The organism is Tundrisphaera macrotermitis (assembly GCF_051175315.1).
Taxonomy (GTDB): domain Bacteria; phylum Planctomycetota; class Planctomycetia; order Isosphaerales; family Isosphaeraceae; genus Tundrisphaera.
In genome coordinates, this window is the sequence record NZ_CP195100.1 from 1765100 (window position 1) to 1781601 (window position 16502).

Here is a 16502-nt window from a genome sequence, read left to right on the forward strand (position 1 = left end):
TTCGCGAATCGACCGATCCCGGGCACGCCAGTTGCTTGATACATTCGTTCAGTGAGCCGAACGTCAATCACGGATCGAACCGAGGGACGAGCGCATGGCGAAGGCACGCGAGACCCAGGAAAAGGCGACCCCGAAGCCGAGGGCGAAGGCGGCCCCGAAGCCCAAGGCCGACGCGGCGAAGAAGGACGACGGCCACGCCGAATCGATCCGGGCGATGGCGGTGGCCGACGCCAGGGCGAATCCGACCCGGGTGGTCGGAACCGGGTCGGGCAAGCCGTCCGGTGACGGGCCGGTGCTGGAACGGGGCGATATCTTCTTCTTCTACCGGCCCGACGTCGACGACGAGGCCCCGAGCAGCCTGACCGACGTCCGGCGGTTCCACATCGTCCTCCGCCCGGCCGACTCCGACACGGTCCGGATGATCACGGTGGGCCGGAAGACGCTCCCCGGATCGGGGGAAGGGGGCGGCAACTACTGGGCGTTCGTGGATCGGGTCTTCCCCAAACCCGAGGACATCCGCGCCTACCTGGGCGAGGCGACCTACGAGACCGAGACCCAGGGCGAGCGCACCCTCCCGGCGGCCCGGCCGGTCGGCGAGGGGGTCTACGCCCTGGCCCGACACGCCCAGGGGACGGTTCTGGCCTACGTCCTGGAACTGCCCCAGCACGTCGGCGAGGTCCAGGACGCCTTCGGCATCGAGGCCCAGGGGCGGTTCGTGGTGAGCCTCAAGAACCCCAACGTCGGCTCCCCCTCGGGGTTGGGGCTCGACGACGACCGCAAGGCCGACCTGCCCCGGGAGCTGGCCGCCAAGTTCGGAGCCCGCAAATGGCTGCCCGCCGAGCCCCCCTCGTTCCTCGACCACGAGGGGGTCGAGATGGTCCTGATCGGAGGCCGGATCGACCCCGATGACGACCTCGGCCTGGAACTGGAACCCCAGCCCGAGGACGAAGAGAACGCCGAGGTCTTCCGGGACCTCCACATCGACCGCACGGAGCGCTCGCTCCGCCCCCTCTTCGAAGGCGAATGGGCCTGAGCGATCGGGCCCTACGATCCGGCCCGCCTACCCCCCGGGGCGGGCCGGATCACCTCCCCCATCGCCCCGGACATCAGCGCATGCCCGGCCGGGGAGAGGTGGATCGTGTCGACCGTCGCCCCTTCGGCGGTCAGCACCCCGATCAGCACCCGCTTCGGCACCAGGATCACGCCGTTTTCGCGGGCCAGTCGGCGCTGGATCTCGGCGAACCGGTTGAAGAACGGGGGCAACGGCAGTTCCAGCATCACCAGCGTCCGGCCCGGCCGGCGCAACGCTTCGAGCAACGCCAGCAAGCCCCGCTCGAAGTCCTCGGCCGAGGTCGCGCCCAGCACGTCGTTGCCGCCGATCTCCAGGAGGACGAGCCGATCGTCGGGCCCGACTCCCCGGGCCTGATCGCGTAATGCCTTGGCCACGTCGGACCCGGCCCGCGACAGGTCGTGGATCTCGACGCCGTGGGTCCGGGCGAGGATCTTCGGCCAGGTCTCGCGCTCCCCGCCCATCCCGGCGCTGACCGAGTCGCCGATGATCGCGACCGGTCCGCCGACCTGCGGCACCGAGGGCATCCGATGATGGGGGATCTCGATGGCCGCGCCGACGAGCCAGGCCGCGACGGTCGCCGCCCGGGCCCATCGCCGCGCGGCCGGCGGCACCTGCGCGATCCCTTCGATCGCCAACCAGGCGACGGTCGCCGTGCCCGCCAGCCCGTAGAACCACCCCGGCAACGGAGTGGACGACGCCGCGATCAGGCACGCCCCCGCGCAGGCCGCAATCGTCCGGACGAATGCCGCCCACCGTCGCAACGCCCCGAACGACGCCATCGCCGCCGCCACGATCAGGCCGGAGCCGAGGAAGAACGCCTGCCCGCTCCCGATCAGGAAGACGAAGGCATTGAGCATGCAAGTTCTCGCTGATGGGATCGGCCGTCGTCACGAGCCCGGCCGCCATCATGTCATTTCGAGGCGGGCGAGGCCAGGAAGGCGTCGACGAAGATCTCCTTGACCTTGGCCCCCTTCAAAAAGACCTGCTTGCGCAGGGCCTGGACCATCGCGGGGTTGCCGCACAGGTAGACCCGGCGGCCCGCATAGCCGGGGAACTCGCCGTGCATCACGGCCTCCAGCCGCCCGGCCCGGATGTCCGGCCGGTCGCCGGGGTCCAGGCAGCAGGGGATGTAGCGGAACCCGGAGTGCTGCCGTTCCAGGTCGCGCAACGGGCCGTCCAGATAGAGTCCGGACGGGTCGCGGGCGCCGTGGAACAGGGTGATGGGCCCGGAGTGGCCGTTTTGGATCGCGTCCCGGGCGATCCCGTAGAGCGGGGCCAGGCCCGTGCCGGTCCCGGCCAGGATGATCTCCTGGTCCGGCTGCCCCGGGACGTAGAAGCAATGCCCGGCCGGCCCCTGGATGGTGGCCCAATCGCCGGGCCGGGCCTCCTCGGCCAGCCATCGCCCCATCCGGCCTTCGGGCAGGACCCGGACGTGGAGTTCCAGCGCCGGGTCGAGCCCGGGGACGCTGGCGATCGAATAGCTCCGGGCCAGCCCGTCGTCGCGGATCAGGGTCAGGAACTGCCCGGCTCGATACTCGAACGGGGACTCGGGCTCCAGCAGCACCCGGAGGATGTCGGCCCCCGGGCGATCGATGGCCGCGATCCGCACCCGGGACCGGGGGAGGTCGCCCGCCCCGAGTTCCACGTCGAGGTCGGCCGAAAGCCGGGCGGAGCACGCCAGGAAGAACCCTCGGGCCTTGAGCCCCTCGTTCAATCCGAACTGGGAGCCGTCGGGCGGCGGGGTCGCCACCGCCCGGACCAGGCACGACTGGCAGGCCCCGGCCCGGCAGGCGTGAGGCACCGCATGCCCGGCCCGGAGCAGGGCATCCAGCACCGTCTCGCCGGGCTCGGTCGCGACGGGTTGCCCCTCGAATCGCAGCGTCGCCATGGTCTCGCCCTCCCCGTCAGGATGGTTCAGGCGGCCCGGCACAGGACGTCGTCGCGGACCGAGTTGGCGATCGCCGCCACCTGCGCGATCGGCCCCTCGCCGACGCCGAGCTCCCGCAGCGTGTCACCGAGATGCTCGATCACGATGTCCACGTGCGTGTCGTTCAGCCCCCGCTCCACCAGGTGGCGATGGCCCTCCCGCATGTCCCGCCCCGTGTAGTGGGCAGGGCCGCCGAAGGCCATCGTCAGGAAGGCCGACTGCTTGGCGATCTGCCGCTCCATGTCGGTGTCGTCGAAGAAGTGCGCGACCCGGTCATCCATCAGCATCTTGCGATAGAAAATCTCGACCGCCGCCGCCACCGCCGGCGCCCCGCCGATCTCCTCGAAAAGCGTCATGATCCCCCTCCATCTCGACCAGGGCCAAAATGAGTAATTTCAATACCAATTTAGAATACTCGACCCGCATGTCAAGATGATTCAGGGAACGACGCGTGGGATGGGAGGATCGATTTGCAACTGACGCAGTTTTCGGACTATGCCCTGAGGGTTCTCCTGTACCTGGCGGCGCACCCGGACGGGGCTTCCGTGGGCGTGATCGCCCGGAGCTACCGGATTTCCCACCACCACCTGGCCAAGGTGGTCCAGCGCCTGGCCGACCTGGGGCTGGTGGCCTCGACCCGGGGACGCGGCGGCGGGCTGAAGTTGGCGGTCGCCCCCGAGGAGATCAACATCGGGGCGCTGATCCGCCGGACCGAGCCGCATCTCGACCTCGTCGAGTGCTTCGACCCGGCGACCAACACCTGCCCGATCGCCCCGGCCTGCGGCCTGAAGGGGGCGCTCGCCCAGGCGAAGCGGGCCTTCCTGACCGTGCTCGACGGCTACACCGTCGCCTCGATTGCGGGTGGAGCCGAGCAGATGGTCGGGCTCTGGGCCACCGCCCGGGACGGGGCCGACCGGATCGGCCAACCCATCGACCCCGCCCCCTGATCCGACCGTCAGTCCCGATCGCGCCCGAAGGCGAAGCCCAGGCCCAGCAACCCCATCGCCGCGGCGTGGCAGAGCAGGGCCGGCCCCGCCAGCGGGCGTCCCGACCCATCGATCAGGCCGGGGCCGAAGCTGGCCACCAGGGCGGCCGGGACGGCGAACGCGGCGATCCGCGTCCCCTGGAACAGCGAGGCCACCAGCAGCACCACCCCGGCCACCCCCAACCCCAGCCCATCGAGGCGGGTTGCCAGGGCGGGCGGCAGGAACGAGAGCGTCAGGGGCTTGACCGGACGCTTCGACGCGACGTCAACAGCCCCGCGGACGCTCTCTGCGAGCTTCTGCTTGACCGCCTCGACATCGGCCAGGGCTTGCCCCCGATCCTCGACCGCCGCGATCGCCTCCTGCTTGAGCTTCGCCCCCGAGATGATTTGGTTCTGATCCATCCAGATCAGCGACCCGGCCAGGAGCAGGGCCCCGGCCAGGAATCGGGCTCGTGGGCCGACGAGCACGCCGGCCATCGTTTCGAGGGCGGTACGCCAGGCGGGGGTCTCGTCGCGGGCGGATTCGCTCCACGTGGCCGGGAGGAATGAGTCGGGCCGCTCGCAGGCGTCGATCATCGCCCGCATCAGGGGGCGGCCCAGCCCGTCGCGGTCGGACCGGGCGTACTGGTCGCCGATGTAGACCATGGCCTCGGCGGCCCGGCGCCCCTGCCGGCGAGCGGTCAGGAGGTTGGTCCCCTTGGCCTCGCGGCCGTGCTCCTCGATCAGTTGGAGCGTGGCCCGGTCGCGGGCCCGGCGGCGATCGGCGAGCTTGCGGTCGATCGCGTCGGCGATCGCGTCGCGCCAGGCGGCGTGGCGGGGCCTTTTCGCGCCGCCGATGTCGGTGCCCCAGCGGGAGCGGGCGGCCCGCAGGGAGTCGTAGCCGAACAGGGCCTCGTACAATTCCTCCCAGTCGCGGCCCGACTGGCGGCAGGCGAACCGGCGGATCGCGTCCTCCTCGACCCCGATCCGCCTCAATCCCTGCACCATCAGCCGGGCCCGTCCCAGCGCCTCGGCCCGCGCTGCGGCCAGGGGCCGGTCGAGGGCGAAGTGATACGCGAACGCCAGCCCCGCGGCGATCGCGCCCAGGAACAGACAGAGCCAGAGCAGGTGGGTCACGCCCAGGGCCAGGACCGCCAGCCCGAGCCCCGCCGCCAGCGTGCCCAGGTCGGCGCGGTCGCCGCCCAGGGCCAGTTCGCGGATCCTCCGGGCCAGGGGATCGGCCCCGAACCACCCCCGGACGGCCACCAGGGCCGCCGCGACCAGCCCGCCGAACCCGAACATCCCGAGCGCCCCGACCGGCCGGCCGAGCAGCAGGAACAGCGCGGCGATCAGCCCGCATAGGCCCCACCCGCCCAGGACGACCATCGGCCGGACCCGGGCCAGCGGCGGCTCGCGGAAGGCTTGCGCGGTGTCTTCCCAGGCGCGGGCCTCCTCATCGCGGGGGGTGAACGGCCCGAGTACGCCGAGTTCCGCCTCCAACTCGGCGATCACGGCGGCCAGGCCCTCGAACGGGCCCGAGGCACCGCCGTCGACCATCCGCCGGACGACCGACGCCAGCCCGGGCGGGAGCCCCCGGCCCGTGTCGCCTCCCAGGGCCGACCGCAACGCCCGCCCCAGCGCCGCGACGTCCTCGCGGGCGGCAAGTACCGCCGGGTCATTGAGGTCGGGCGGGCCGGCCGCCACGCCCGGCACCGCGATCGGGGCGAACGCCGGCATCGTGGGGGTTTCCGGGGCCAGCCCGGTCCCCAGGCCGACCACCCGGACGGTGCCCCACTCGTCGTCGACGAGGCTTCCCGGCCCGAAATGGCGATGGAAGACCGCCTGGTCATGGGCCAGCTTCAGGCCCCGGGCGGCGTGGAGGAACCGGGCCACGATCGCCGACCGGTCGGGCCGAGTCCCGACCTCGTCGGCGGGGGGAGGCACGGCCGGCTCGCTCGCCAGATACGGACGGCCCCGCACCACGCCCAGATCGCGGACCGTGGCGAGGTTGGGGTGGTCCAGGCGGCTGGCGGCGTAGGCTTCGCGGGCCCAGCGGGCCACGAAGGCCAGGTCGGCGGACCGCCTCGGTGTCATGATCGCCAGGGCCACGTCGCCCGCCGCCGCCCACCGATGGGCCCGGTAGGCCGGCATCGGCCCGGGACGGCCCAGGGCCTCGCCGACCCGGTAGCCGCCGAACCAGCGCGGCGGGGGGCCGGCCGAGTCGTCGGGCGTGGGGATCGGCGGAGGCGGGGGGGGTGTCGGCGAGACGACCGGCGTCGGCGTCACCGGGTCGGCCGAGGCGACCGGGGGCAGGGCGGGGTCGTCGGGCACGGCCAGCTGGAACGTCGAGGAGCATCGCGGGCACTTGATCCGGAATCGCCCCGGCCGGGCCTCCTGGATCGCGATCGCATTGGAACAGATCGGGCACGGGATCGCATGCGTCACGGACAGGCTCCTCACCTTCACCGAATGGCCCCAGCGGACCCGTCCATTCCCCCAGGGCGACGCGGCGAAGTCAAGGGACGAACGGCGGCGATCAGGCCCGGCCGGCCGGCTTCGGCTCGCTGTCGAGGAGCCGCATCTGGGGGGCCATGTAGCGGGTGCCGGCAACCGCGTCGGCGGGCACGGCGGCCTCGACCCGGGCCAGGTCGGCCGCGTCGAGCCGGACATTCAGAACGCCCAACGACTCCCGCAAACGCTCCCGGGTCCGGGCGCCGATCAGAGGGATGATGTCGTCGCCCCGGCCGGCCACCCAGGCGATGGCCACCTGCGCGGGGGTTGCACCTACGTCCGCCGCGACGGCGGCGAGGGCCTCGACCAGGGCCTGATTCCGGGCGAAGTTCTCGCCGGTGAACCGGGGCAGGTGGGCCCGGAAGTCGCCTGCGGCGGCCCGGCTCGGGTGCCATCGCCCGCTCAGGAGCCCGCGAGACAGGACGCCGTAGGCGGTCACGGCGATCCCCAGTTCCCGGCAGGTCGGCAGGATCTCCGCCTCGATCCCCCGGGACATGATCGAGTACTCGATCTGGATCGCGGCGACCGGGTGGACGGCGTGGGCCCGGCGGATCGTCTCGGCCGACACCTCCGACAGTCCCAGGTGCCGCACGTAGCCGGCGCGGATCATCTGGGCGATGGCCCCGACCGTCTCCTCGATCGGCACGGCCGGGTCGAGCCGGGCCGGCTGGTACAGGTCGACGTGGTCGGTGCCGAGCCTCTTGAGCGAGTAGGCCAGGAAGTTCTTGACCGACGCCGGCCGGTTGTCGATCCCGGTGAACCCGCCCTTGGGGTCGCGGAGGCCGCCGAACTTGACCGACAGGAAGGCTTGGTCGCGGCGGCCGTCCCGGAGCGCCTCGCGGAGCAGGAGTTCGTTGTGGCCCGACCCGTAGAAGTCGCCGGTGTCCAGCAGGGTCACGCCGGCGTCCATCGCCTCGCGGATCGTGGCCAGGCTCTCGGCCTCGTCGGCCGGCCCGTAGAAGTCGGACATCCCCATGCACCCGAGCCCGAGGGCGGAGACCCCCGGGCCATCGGTGCCGAGTCGTCGCATCTGCATCGCGAAATCTCCCCCGGTTCGATCGTGGTCCCCGGATGATCGTAGGCGGGCGGGGACCCGGCGAGGAGGTGCCCGCCGCGGCGGCCGGAACGACGGCCGCCGCGACGGCCAGGGGGAGGGTGTCCGGGTCGGGGCGGCCCGTCATGCCGCCGGGGAGTGGTCCCACCATCGCCCGAACGACGGGCGAGGTGTCTCCCCGGCGGCTTCGGGGCCACACCGGGAGGCGTGAATCGAGGATCGAACCCGGTCGCGACGGGTCGATCAGGCGGGGGACGGGGCGGAGAACAGGAGGAGCATCCGGCCGATCTGGCAGGCGCCGACGGTCGGGCAGGAAGGGGCGTCCTGGATGAGGTCGGCGGCGTCGTCGCGCCGTCCCGCCTCGACCAGCAGCGATGCCAGCAGGGCACGCGCCGGGAGGAAGCCGGGGTCGATCTCCACGGCGCGGTCGGCGATCGGGATCGCCAGTTCGGCCGGATACCCCAGCCGCTTCATCGCATAGGCCACGCCGAACAACGCCTCGGGCCGGCCGGGTTCGCGGCGTGCCGCCTCGCGGGAGGCATCCAGGGCCGTGGCGTGGTCGCCCAGGGCCGACAGCCCGGAGGCCACCCGGGGCAGCAGGGCGGTGGGGCACCGGGGATCGATGGCCAGCGCCCGGAAGAAGGCCAACGCCCACTCGCCCCGCCCGCCCCTGGCATGGGCCTCGGCCCGGTCGCAGGCGGCCGCCGGATCGGCCAGGCTCGGCGCGAAGGCCAGCCCCGGGATCGGCCAGGAGATCGGGGTCGCCATCGCCGGACCGGCCGTCGCGCCGTCGCCCGAGATGCTCTGCGAGATGTCCATCCGTGCCTCCCTGGTGTACCGGCCTCGGGGCGGCCAGGCATTGCGTCGGAAGCCTGGCGAAGCGTCTTAGGACTGAGATTCAATCTCAACAAATGCAATCTAGCGATGAGATTCCCGCCTGTCAATCGTCGAATCGGGAAAGATTTCGAGCGGGGACGCCGGGCCTGGTAGGAAACTTTTGACGATCGGTGTTACGATGCGATACGATTTTCGAGGGGCCCCGGCGGTCGGGCGGCGGTTCATGCAAGGGCGTGGAGCAGGCGACGATGCACATCCCCGACGGCGTGCTGGACCCTCGGGTGTCGGTCGCGACCGGCGTGATCGCCGCGGCGGGGCTGGCCTGGGGGCTGCGACGGCTCCGGGACCGCCATCGCGACCGGACGGTCGTGCTGATGGGATCGATGGCCGCCTTCGTGTTCGCGGCCCAGATGGTGAATTTCCCGCTGTTCCCGCTGCCGATCTCCGGCCACCTGATGGGCGGGGTGCTGGCGTCCGTGCTGGTGGGGCCGTGGGCCGGCGCGATCGTGATCGGCGCGGTGCTGCTGGTCCAGTGCTTCCTGTTCGGCGACGGCGGCCTTTCGGCGCTGGGGGCGAACTTCATCAACATGGGGCTGATCGGGTCGGTGGGCGGTTATGCGATCTACGACCCGATCCGCCGGGCGATCGGCGGCCGCAAGGGCGTGCTGCTGGGCGGGATGGCGGCGGCGTGGTTCTCGGTGATCCTGGCGTCCGGCGCGTTCGCCATCGAGCTGACGGCGTCGGGCCGAGGGTATGCGTTCCTGGATGTCCTGGGCTGGATGGCCCTGGTGCACGCGGCGATCGGCCTGGGCGAGGCCCTGATCACCGGTCTGGTGCTGCGGTCGCTCTTGCTGGCCCGCCCCGACCTGATCGAGGGGGCGGAGGCCGACGCCCGCCCGTCGGCCCGCTGGGCCCGGGTCGGCGCCGCCGGGTTGGGGATCGCCCTGGCGGTGGCCATCTTCGTGTCGCCGTGGGCGTCGGAGCATGCCGACGGCCTCGAATACGTGGGCGGGCGGCTCCGGTTCGTCCCCGAGGATGCCCCGGCGATGGTCGCGGCACCGATCCCCGACTACAAGGTGAAGGGCCTGGCCGGCGGGGATTCGGCGGCCACGGCGGCCGCCGGCGCGGTGGGCACCGCGGTCGTGTTCGCGGCCGGGCTGGTCCTGGCCCGTTCGTTCACCAAGGCCGGGCCCGCCCATGCGGCCTGACGGCGCGATGGGACTGGAGATCGCCGGCCCCGGGCCGCTCGGCCGGCTCGACCCCCGGGCGACCCTGCTGGCCACGGTCGCCTACGTCCTCGCCGTGGTCGCCACGCCCCCCGGGGCCTGGTGGGCTTTGGCGGTCGAGGCCGTCGCGCTGGCGGTCGCGATCATGGCGGCCCGGGTCGCGCCGTTCGGCCTGGTGCGTCGCTGGCTCCGGTTCCTGCCGGCCCTCCTGTTCCTCGCGGTGATGGTGGCCCCATCCCATCCGGCGCGGCCCCTCCTGGGCTGGGGGACGGTCGCGGCGGTGATCGTGCTCAAGAACAGCCTGGCCTTCCTGGCGATGATGACCCTGGCCCGGGTCACCCCGTTCCGGGCGATCCTGGAGGCGATGGGCCGCCTGGGGATGCCCACGCTGCTGGTCTCGACCCTCCGGTTCATGGAGCGCCAGGTCCACATCCTGGCCGACGACCTCCGGCGGATGCTCCTGGCCCGGCGGGCCCGCAGCTTCCGGCGCCCCGGCCGGCTCGACGCGACGATGCTGGGCGGGCTGATCGGCATGCTCTTCATCCGGTCCCTGGAGCGGGGGGAGCGGGTCCACGCGGCGATGCTGGCCCGGGGCTGGGACGGCACCGCCCGCACCCTGGACGGGGCCGACGACCGATGATCGACGGCCCAACCGGGGGAGGATCGGAACCGGCCGCGCGGGTGGCCGGGCTGCACTACCTGTATCCCGACGGCCGCCCGGCCCTGCGCGGGGTCGACTTCGCGATCCGGGCCGGGGAATCCGTCGCGCTGGTCGGGCCCAACGGCGCCGGCAAGAGCACGCTGCTGCTCCACCTCAACGGCGTCCTGCCCGGCCACGCCCGCGAGTCCCGCGCGGTCCACGGCGACGGCGTCGGGGCGAAGCCCCACCGCCACGACGGCCCGGCGATCTGGATCGACGGCCTGCCGGTCATCCCGAAGAACCTCCGCGAGATCCGCCGCCGGGTCGGCCTCCTGTTCCAGGACCCGGACGACCAGCTGTTCGCGACCTCGGTCCTGGAGGATGTCGCCTTCGGGCCGCTGAACCTGGGGATGCCCCGGGCCGAGGCCCGCCGCGTGGCGCTGGACTGCCTGGCCCGGGTCGACCTGGCCGCGATGGCCGATCGGCCCCCGCACCACCTGAGCTTCGGCGAACGGAAAAGGGCCTGCCTGGCGGGGGTCCTGGCCTGCTCGCCGATCCTCCTGGCGCTGGACGAGCCGACCGCCAACCTCGACCCCCGCGCCCGCCGCCGGTTCCTGGCCCTGATCGCCTCCTTGCCCGCCGCCAAGCTGATCGCCACCCATGATTTGGAAATGGCCCTGGACCTTTGCCCCCGGGCCCTGATCCTGGACGCCGGCCGGGTCGTCGCCGACGGGCCGACCCGCACCCTGCTGGGCGACCCCGACCTGATGGACGCCCACGGTTTGGAGGTGCCCCTCAGCCTCCAGGGCCGTCGGCCCGATTGATCCGGCCCGCCGAACGGCTATGATCGGGACATCCCCCGCACGTCGCCACCGGAGCCCGATCGCCATGATGCGCCGAGTGACCCTGGGCCTGCTCGTGCTGTTCGCCCCCGCCTGGGCCGGGGCCGAGACGTGCCTATCCCCCTACGTGAAGCGGCTGGACCGGCCCGAGAAGCTCCTCTACCTGTTCTGCGTGGACGCCGACGCCAGGGACAACGACTTCATGGCGGTGATCGACGTCGAGGCGGGCAGCCCCTCCTACGGCAAGATCATCCATCGGCTGGACCTCGGCTCGAAGGGGAACGAGACGCACCACTGGGGCTATACCGACGACCGGACGCGGATCTGGGCCGGCGGCCTGCTGTCCAGCCGGATCTGGCTGATCGACGTGGCCACCGACCCGGCACGCCCGAGGGTCGAGAAGGTGCTGGAGGACGTGCCCGCCGCGACCGGGATGACCGGGCCGCACACGTACTATGCCCTTCCGGGGCGGATGCTCCTGAGCTTCCTCGGCGGCAAGGACGGCGGGCTGCCGGCGGGGCTGGCCGAGTTCACCAACGACGGCAAGTTCATCCGCCGCATCGACCAGCCGGGGGACGCCCCCTACGGCTACGACGTGGCCGTGAAGCCGGGGCTGAACCGGATGGTCACCAGCAGCTTCACCCCGATGCGGAACTACCGCAAGCCGTTCGCCGAGATGGACGTCAAGGACTTCGGCACCGAGATGGTGGTCTGGGACTTCAAGGCCCGCCGGCCGATCCAGGTGGGACACGCCGGCGCGGCGCCTTTGGAAGTCCGGTGGTCGCTGAAGGAGGGGGCGGATTACGGCTTCACCAACTGCGCCCTGGACAATTCGCTCTGGCTGTTCCGGGGCCAGCCCGACGGCAAGTACGCCTTCAAGAAGGTCGCCGACACCGGCCCGTTGCCGGCCGACCTCCGCCAGAGCCCCGACGATCGCTACCTGTTCGTCAGCAACTTCGGGGCGGACAAGATCCAGCAGTGGGACGTCTCCGACCCCGACCATCCCAAACTGTTCAGCGAGGCCGCGATCGGCACCCAGCCGAACATGATGCACGTCACCGGCGACGGCCGGCGGATGTACGTCAGCAACTCGCTGCTCTCGACCCTCGACCGCGACGGCACCTTCTGGGTCCGGCTGATCCAAATCACCCCGGAAGGGCTGAAGGTCGACCCGGCGTTCCAGGTCGACCTCAACGGCTTCCCGACCGGACCGGCCCGGGGCCATGACATGCTGCTGAACTGAGGGACGAGGCCATGATCCGGGCGATCGGATGGATGCTCGCGGTCGCCCTCGGCGCGGCGACGGCAGACGCCGGCTCGCCGCTGGCGGTGATCGGACCGGCGCCCGAGGTGAAGCTGATCGATGCCCAGGGGCGGCCGTTCGACCTGGCCACGCTCCGGGGCAAGGCGGTCGTGGTGAGCTTCGTCTTCACGACCTGCAACGGGACGTGCCCGCTGACCTCGGCGAAGCTCGCCCTGGTCCGCGACCGGCTCGCGGCCGAGGGGCTGTTCGGCAAGGACGTGGCGTTCGTGTCGATCTCGCTCGATCCCGCCCACGACACGCCGGCCGTGCTCCGGCGCTACGGGCAGACCTACCGGGCGAATCCCCGCTCGTGGCACTTCCTGACCGGGCCGGACGACGAGGTCGCCCGCGTGGTCGCGTCCTGGGGGATGTGGGCCCGGCGGACCCCTTCCGGCACGCTCGACCACCCGTCGCGGATCTTCCTGATCGACCCGCGCGGGCGGCAACGCGAGATCTACGACCTGGAATCACTGTCCGCCCGGGTCGTCCTCGACGACGTCCGTGGCCTGCTCGCCGAAGAGGCCGGGCCGGGCTGAGGCTTCGGCGTCGAGCAGGGACCGTTTCCGCCCGATCCCCCAGCGGAACCCGCCCATCTGGCCGTCGCCCCGGACCACGCGATGGCAGGGGATCGCCAGGGCGATCGTGTTCGAGGCGCAGGCCCGGGCCACGGCGCGGGCCGCCGAGGGCTGGCCGATCCGGCGGGCCACCTCGGCATAGCTCGCCGTCGAGCCGGGCGGGATCTGTCGCAGGGCCTCCCAGACCTGGCGCTGGAAGGCCGTCCCCCGGATGTCCAGGGGCAGGTCGAGCCCCCGCGCCGGGTCGGCGAGGTAGGCCACCACGGCGGCGACGCGGGCGGCGAGGTCCGGATCGTCGCCCCGCAACTCGGCCCCGGGGAACCGGGCCGCAAGGCTGGAGCGGAGCGCGTCCGGGTCGTCCCCCAGTTCGATCCAGCAGACCCCGCGATCGGTGGCCGCCACCAGTACCCAGCCCAGCGGGCAGGGGGCGGACGCATGCCCGATCCGGAGCCCATCCGCCCCGCGCCTGATCTCCGAAGCCGTCATCCCCAGCATGGCATTCGCCCCCTCGGAAATCCGACCGCCCGGGCCGATGCCGGCCCCCCGGGCCAGGCCGTCGCGCAACCGCCGCGCCCGCACCGCCAGGGCGTAGCCCCGGGGCGTCACGCCCGTCTCGGCCCGGAACCGCCGGTGGAAGTGGGCCGGGCTCAGCCCCACCATCCGGGCCAGGCTTTCCAGGCCCGGCGGGTTGTCGGCCGCCTCGATCGCCCGGCAGGCCAGGACGATCGGATCGGCCGCTTCGGGACGCCCGGGCCGGCACCGTTTGCAGGCCCGGAAGCCCCGGCGCTCGGCCGCGTCGCAGGCGTCGAAGAACAGGACGTTGGCCCGGTTCGGCAGCCGCGACGGGCACGACGGCCGGCAATAGATCCCGGTCGTCCTGACCGCGTACCAGAACCGGCCATCGGCGGTCGGGTCGCGGGCGACGATCGCCGCCCATCGCGGGTCGTCGGTCGCCTGGGTCGTCATCGGGCCGGCCCCCGGAGCGGTCTTCGATCGCCACGGGTCCAGGATAGCCGCCCGGCCGGCGGGCGGAATGCCGGATCTTGCGGTGCAATTCGGTTCGGCCCGGCTCAGCGGGGGGCGGTGCCCTCGTCGAGCCGGATCGGCGGGCCGGCCGGCAGGCGGGCCCAGGTTTCGATCCGCCCCGACGGCCAGGCGACTTCGAGGCGGTCGACGGCCTCGGCGGCCCCGAGGCCGAGGTGGATCCTCGGATCGGAGGCCGAGAGGTAGCCGCCCCCGGCCACGACGTCGCGCACCAGGGTCCGGGATCCGACCGTCGCCCGGACCCGCGCCCCGACCGCCGAGCGATGGGCGGGAGGCCGGGCCGCCAGGTCGAGCACCAGCGACCGGCCGGCCGGGGCATCGACCCGGAGCAGGGCCAGCGGGGCGTCGAGCGCGGCGACCAGCAGGTCGGGCGGGCCGCCGTCGCCGTCGAGATCGCCCGAGGCGACCCCCCGGCCCAGGATCGGGCGGGCGAACCAGGGGCCGGCGCGGTCGGACGCGTCCGAGAACCGGCCGGCCCGGTTGCGGAGCAGGGTGGGCCTCATGGCGAACGGGTCGCCGAGCCGGGCGCGGTCCAGGACGTGGCCGTTGGCCTGGAACAGGTCGAGGTCGCCGTCGGCGTCGAGGTCGGCCAGGGCCAGCCCGAACCCCAGGACCGGGCGGGTCGGGGCGGCGATCCCCAGGGGGCCGGAATCCTCGGCGAACTGGCCGTGGCCGAGGGCCCGGAAGGCGACCGTCGAGCGGCGGAGGAAGTTGGTCGCCGCCAGGTCGGGCCGGCAGTCGCCGTCGAGGTCCCCCACCGCCACGCCCATCCCGGCCAGGGCGTCGCCCCGGGCGTCGAAGGCCACCCCGGCGGCCACGCCGACCTCGCGGAACCGCAGGCCGCCGAGGTTCTCGAACAGCCAGCAGGCCGAGCCGTCGTTGGCGACGTAGATGTCGGGGCGGCGGTCGCCCGTCAGGTCGGCGATCACCACGCCCAGGCCCCGGCCGCCGGGCAGGGCGATGCCGGATTCGCGGGCCACGTCGGTGAACCGGCCGTCGCCGTCGTTGCGGTAGAGGTGGTCGGGCTGGGCGGCGAACTCCTCCGGGCCGCAGTAGTCGCGCCGGCCGTCCGGGGCGGCGCAGAACGGGGCGGCGCCGGGGTCGTAGTCGAGGTAAGTCGCGACGTAGAGGTCGAGGTCGCCGTCGCCGTCGAGGTCGGCGAAGGCGGCCGACGTCCCCCAATCGCGGGACGACAGCCCGGCGCGGCCGGTCACGTCCTGGAACCGGCCCCCGCCCGCGTTGCGGTACAGCCGCTGGTCGCGCCAGCCGGAGACGAACAGGTCGTCGCGTCCGTCGCCGTCGAAGTCCCCCACCGCCACGCCCATCGCATAGGAGGGGCCCGGGGCGTCGGCGGCCGCGGTGATCTCCTCGAACCGGCCGCCCCCGGCATTGCGGAACAGCCGAGAGGGCGGGTCGGGCCCGTCCCCGGAGATCGGCCCGCCGTTGCAGGCGTAGACGTCGAGCCGGCCGTCTCCGTCGGCGTCGATCAGGCCCAGCCCGCCGCCCATGATCTCGGGCAGGTCGTGGCGGCCCCGCGAGCCGGCGTGGAACCGGAAATCGACGCCCGATCCGGCCGCCCGGTCCCGGAGGACCAGGGGGCCATCATCGCCCCGGGCCGGGCCGACGACGAGCAACAGCAGGACCCCGACCCGGCAGGCGGTCAGAGTTCCCGGGTGCACTGATTCATGAGCCAGGTATCGACGTCCGAGAGCATCGGGGCGGTGATGCGGTGGGCGCAGGGGTAGGACTGGAAGGCGACCTTGAGCCCGGCGTTGCGGAGGTTGCTCACGGTGCGGCGGGCGTGCTCCACCGGGACGCGGCCGTTCCACTCGCCGTGGACGACCAGCACCCGCAGCTCGCGCGAGGCTTCGAGCCGGGCGAGCGGGCGGAAGTTGGCCGGCAGCCAGCCGTTGATGGCGACCACCCCGGCGAACCGCTCGGGATAGCACAGGGCCATCCGGTAGGCGACCGCCGCCCCCTCGCCGCTGCCGACCAGGAAGATCCGCTCGGAATGGACGTGGAGGGCCTTGCGGGTCTGGCGGACGGCCGAGAAGATCCCGTCTTCCAGGGCGTCGATCGGGTCGGGCGTGGCGGACGACATCCGGCGGCGGAACGCCTCGGCGTCGGAGATCGTCGGGGCGGGGGCGGGCCGGTCGCGGTCGCGGCGGCCGAAGCCCGGGCCCCAGCCGTGGCCCACGGGGGTGCCGTGGCGGGTGACGACCTCGGGGCCGCGCAGGCTCAGGCCGACGTAGTTCCGCCAGCTCATCGCCGGCATGGACCTCACCATCTGCTGCTCGTCCCCGCCCCGTTGGTGGAGCAGGACCAGAAGCGGATAGGCATAGTTCGGCTCATACCGCTGGGGCACGAACCGAGCCTCGACGAGCGAGTCGGTCCCGGCGTGCGCGTCGGAAGGGGGGGCGTGTCGCCGGTCGATGGACATCCCGGGTGCTCCTGAATGACGGCGGGGCCAATCGGTGCAGATCCCGGGAGGGCCCGGGTCCGGGCCG

At 73.0% G+C, this 16502-nt stretch carries 16 protein-coding genes; 7 read left to right on the forward strand and 9 right to left on the reverse strand.

The window, feature by feature from the left end; translation table 11 throughout:
• The first annotated feature begins 94 nt into the window (after positions 1-94).
• Entirely contained in the window at positions 95-1033 is a 939-nt protein-coding gene (locus TA3x_RS07425; protein ID WP_435019798.1) for a hypothetical protein, read from the forward strand.
• An 11-nt stretch (positions 1034-1044) separates the two neighbouring features.
• Here TA3x_RS07425 and TA3x_RS07430 read toward each other — a convergent pair whose 3' ends face one another.
• Genes TA3x_RS07430 through TA3x_RS07440 form a run of 3 tightly spaced genes read right to left on the reverse strand, consistent with a single transcriptional unit; the run spans position 1045 to position 3355 of the window.
• A complete protein-coding gene (locus TA3x_RS07430) occupies positions 1045-1929 on the reverse strand; it encodes an SGNH/GDSL hydrolase family protein (RefSeq protein WP_435019799.1) in 885 nt (294 codons plus the stop codon).
• A gap of 53 nt (positions 1930-1982) precedes the next feature.
• On the reverse strand, positions 1983-2960 hold the full coding sequence (locus tag TA3x_RS07435) for a 2Fe-2S iron-sulfur cluster-binding protein (RefSeq protein ID WP_435019801.1): 978 nt from the start codon (positions 2958-2960) through the stop codon (positions 1983-1985).
• 26 nt (positions 2961-2986) lie between these two features.
• A complete protein-coding gene (locus TA3x_RS07440; protein ID WP_435019803.1) occupies positions 2987-3355 on the reverse strand; it encodes a group I truncated hemoglobin in 369 nt (122 codons plus the stop codon).
• Between the two features lie 114 nt (positions 3356-3469).
• Here TA3x_RS07440 and TA3x_RS07445 point away from each other — a divergent pair, with 114 nt between their 5' ends.
• Positions 3470-3946 (forward strand): RrF2 family transcriptional regulator, encoded by a 477-nt coding sequence (locus tag TA3x_RS07445; RefSeq protein WP_435019805.1) that lies wholly within the window; start codon positions 3470-3472, stop codon positions 3944-3946.
• 8 nt (positions 3947-3954) lie between these two features.
• On the opposite strand, the gene TA3x_RS07450 is transcribed toward TA3x_RS07445, so the two are convergent.
• The 3 genes from TA3x_RS07450 to TA3x_RS07460 form a co-directional block, all read right to left on the reverse strand.
• Entirely contained in the window at positions 3955-6408 is a 2454-nt protein-coding gene (locus TA3x_RS07450; protein ID WP_435019807.1) for a hypothetical protein, read from the reverse strand.
• Between the two features lie 91 nt (positions 6409-6499).
• Positions 6500-7510: an aldo/keto reductase gene (locus TA3x_RS07455; protein ID WP_435019809.1), complete on the reverse strand. Its 1011-nt coding sequence runs from the start codon at positions 7508-7510 to the stop codon at positions 6500-6502.
• 261 nt (positions 7511-7771) lie between these two features.
• Positions 7772-8347 (reverse strand): tetratricopeptide repeat protein, encoded by a 576-nt coding sequence (locus tag TA3x_RS07460; RefSeq protein WP_435019811.1) that lies wholly within the window; start codon positions 8345-8347, stop codon positions 7772-7774.
• 266 nt (positions 8348-8613) lie between these two features.
• On the opposite strand from TA3x_RS07460, the gene TA3x_RS07465 reads away from it, so the two are divergent.
• The 5 genes from TA3x_RS07465 (at position 8614) to TA3x_RS07485 (ending at position 12912) form a co-directional block, all read left to right on the forward strand.
• Positions 8614-9573 (forward strand): energy-coupling factor ABC transporter permease, encoded by a 960-nt coding sequence (locus TA3x_RS07465; RefSeq protein ID WP_435019813.1) that lies wholly within the window; start codon positions 8614-8616, stop codon positions 9571-9573.
• A gap of 7 nt (positions 9574-9580) precedes the next feature.
• Positions 9581-10231, forward strand: a complete 651-nt coding sequence (locus TA3x_RS07470) for an energy-coupling factor transporter transmembrane component T family protein (protein ID WP_435019815.1) — start codon at positions 9581-9583, stop codon at positions 10229-10231.
• Entirely contained in the window at positions 10228-11055 is an 828-nt protein-coding gene (locus TA3x_RS07475) for an energy-coupling factor ABC transporter ATP-binding protein (protein WP_435019817.1), read from the forward strand. The genes TA3x_RS07470 and TA3x_RS07475 overlap by 4 nt, the downstream gene beginning before the upstream one ends.
• Positions 11056-11119: 64 nt before the next feature.
• Complete coding sequence (locus tag TA3x_RS07480) at positions 11120-12316, forward strand: selenium-binding protein SBP56-related protein (protein ID WP_435019819.1); 1197 nt, start codon at positions 11120-11122, stop codon at positions 12314-12316.
• An 11-nt stretch (positions 12317-12327) separates the two neighbouring features.
• Positions 12328-12912, forward strand: coding sequence for an SCO family protein (locus TA3x_RS07485; protein ID WP_435019821.1), 585 nt, complete (start codon positions 12328-12330; stop codon positions 12910-12912).
• On the opposite strand, the gene ada is transcribed toward TA3x_RS07485, so the two are convergent.
• The 3 genes from ada to TA3x_RS07500 form a co-directional block, all read right to left on the reverse strand.
• Complete coding sequence (ada, locus tag TA3x_RS07490; protein WP_435019823.1) at positions 12844-13917, reverse strand: bifunctional DNA-binding transcriptional regulator/O6-methylguanine-DNA methyltransferase Ada; 1074 nt, start codon at positions 13915-13917, stop codon at positions 12844-12846. The genes TA3x_RS07485 and ada overlap by 69 nt on opposite strands.
• A 104-nt stretch (positions 13918-14021) precedes the next feature.
• Complete coding sequence (locus TA3x_RS07495; protein WP_435019825.1) at positions 14022-15674, reverse strand: CRTAC1 family protein; 1653 nt, start codon at positions 15672-15674, stop codon at positions 14022-14024.
• Entirely contained in the window at positions 15656-16435 is a 780-nt protein-coding gene (locus TA3x_RS07500; RefSeq protein ID WP_435019827.1) for an alpha/beta hydrolase, read from the reverse strand. Before TA3x_RS07500 ends, TA3x_RS07495 begins: the two co-directional genes overlap by 19 nt.
• Positions 16436-16502 lie beyond the last annotated feature (67 nt).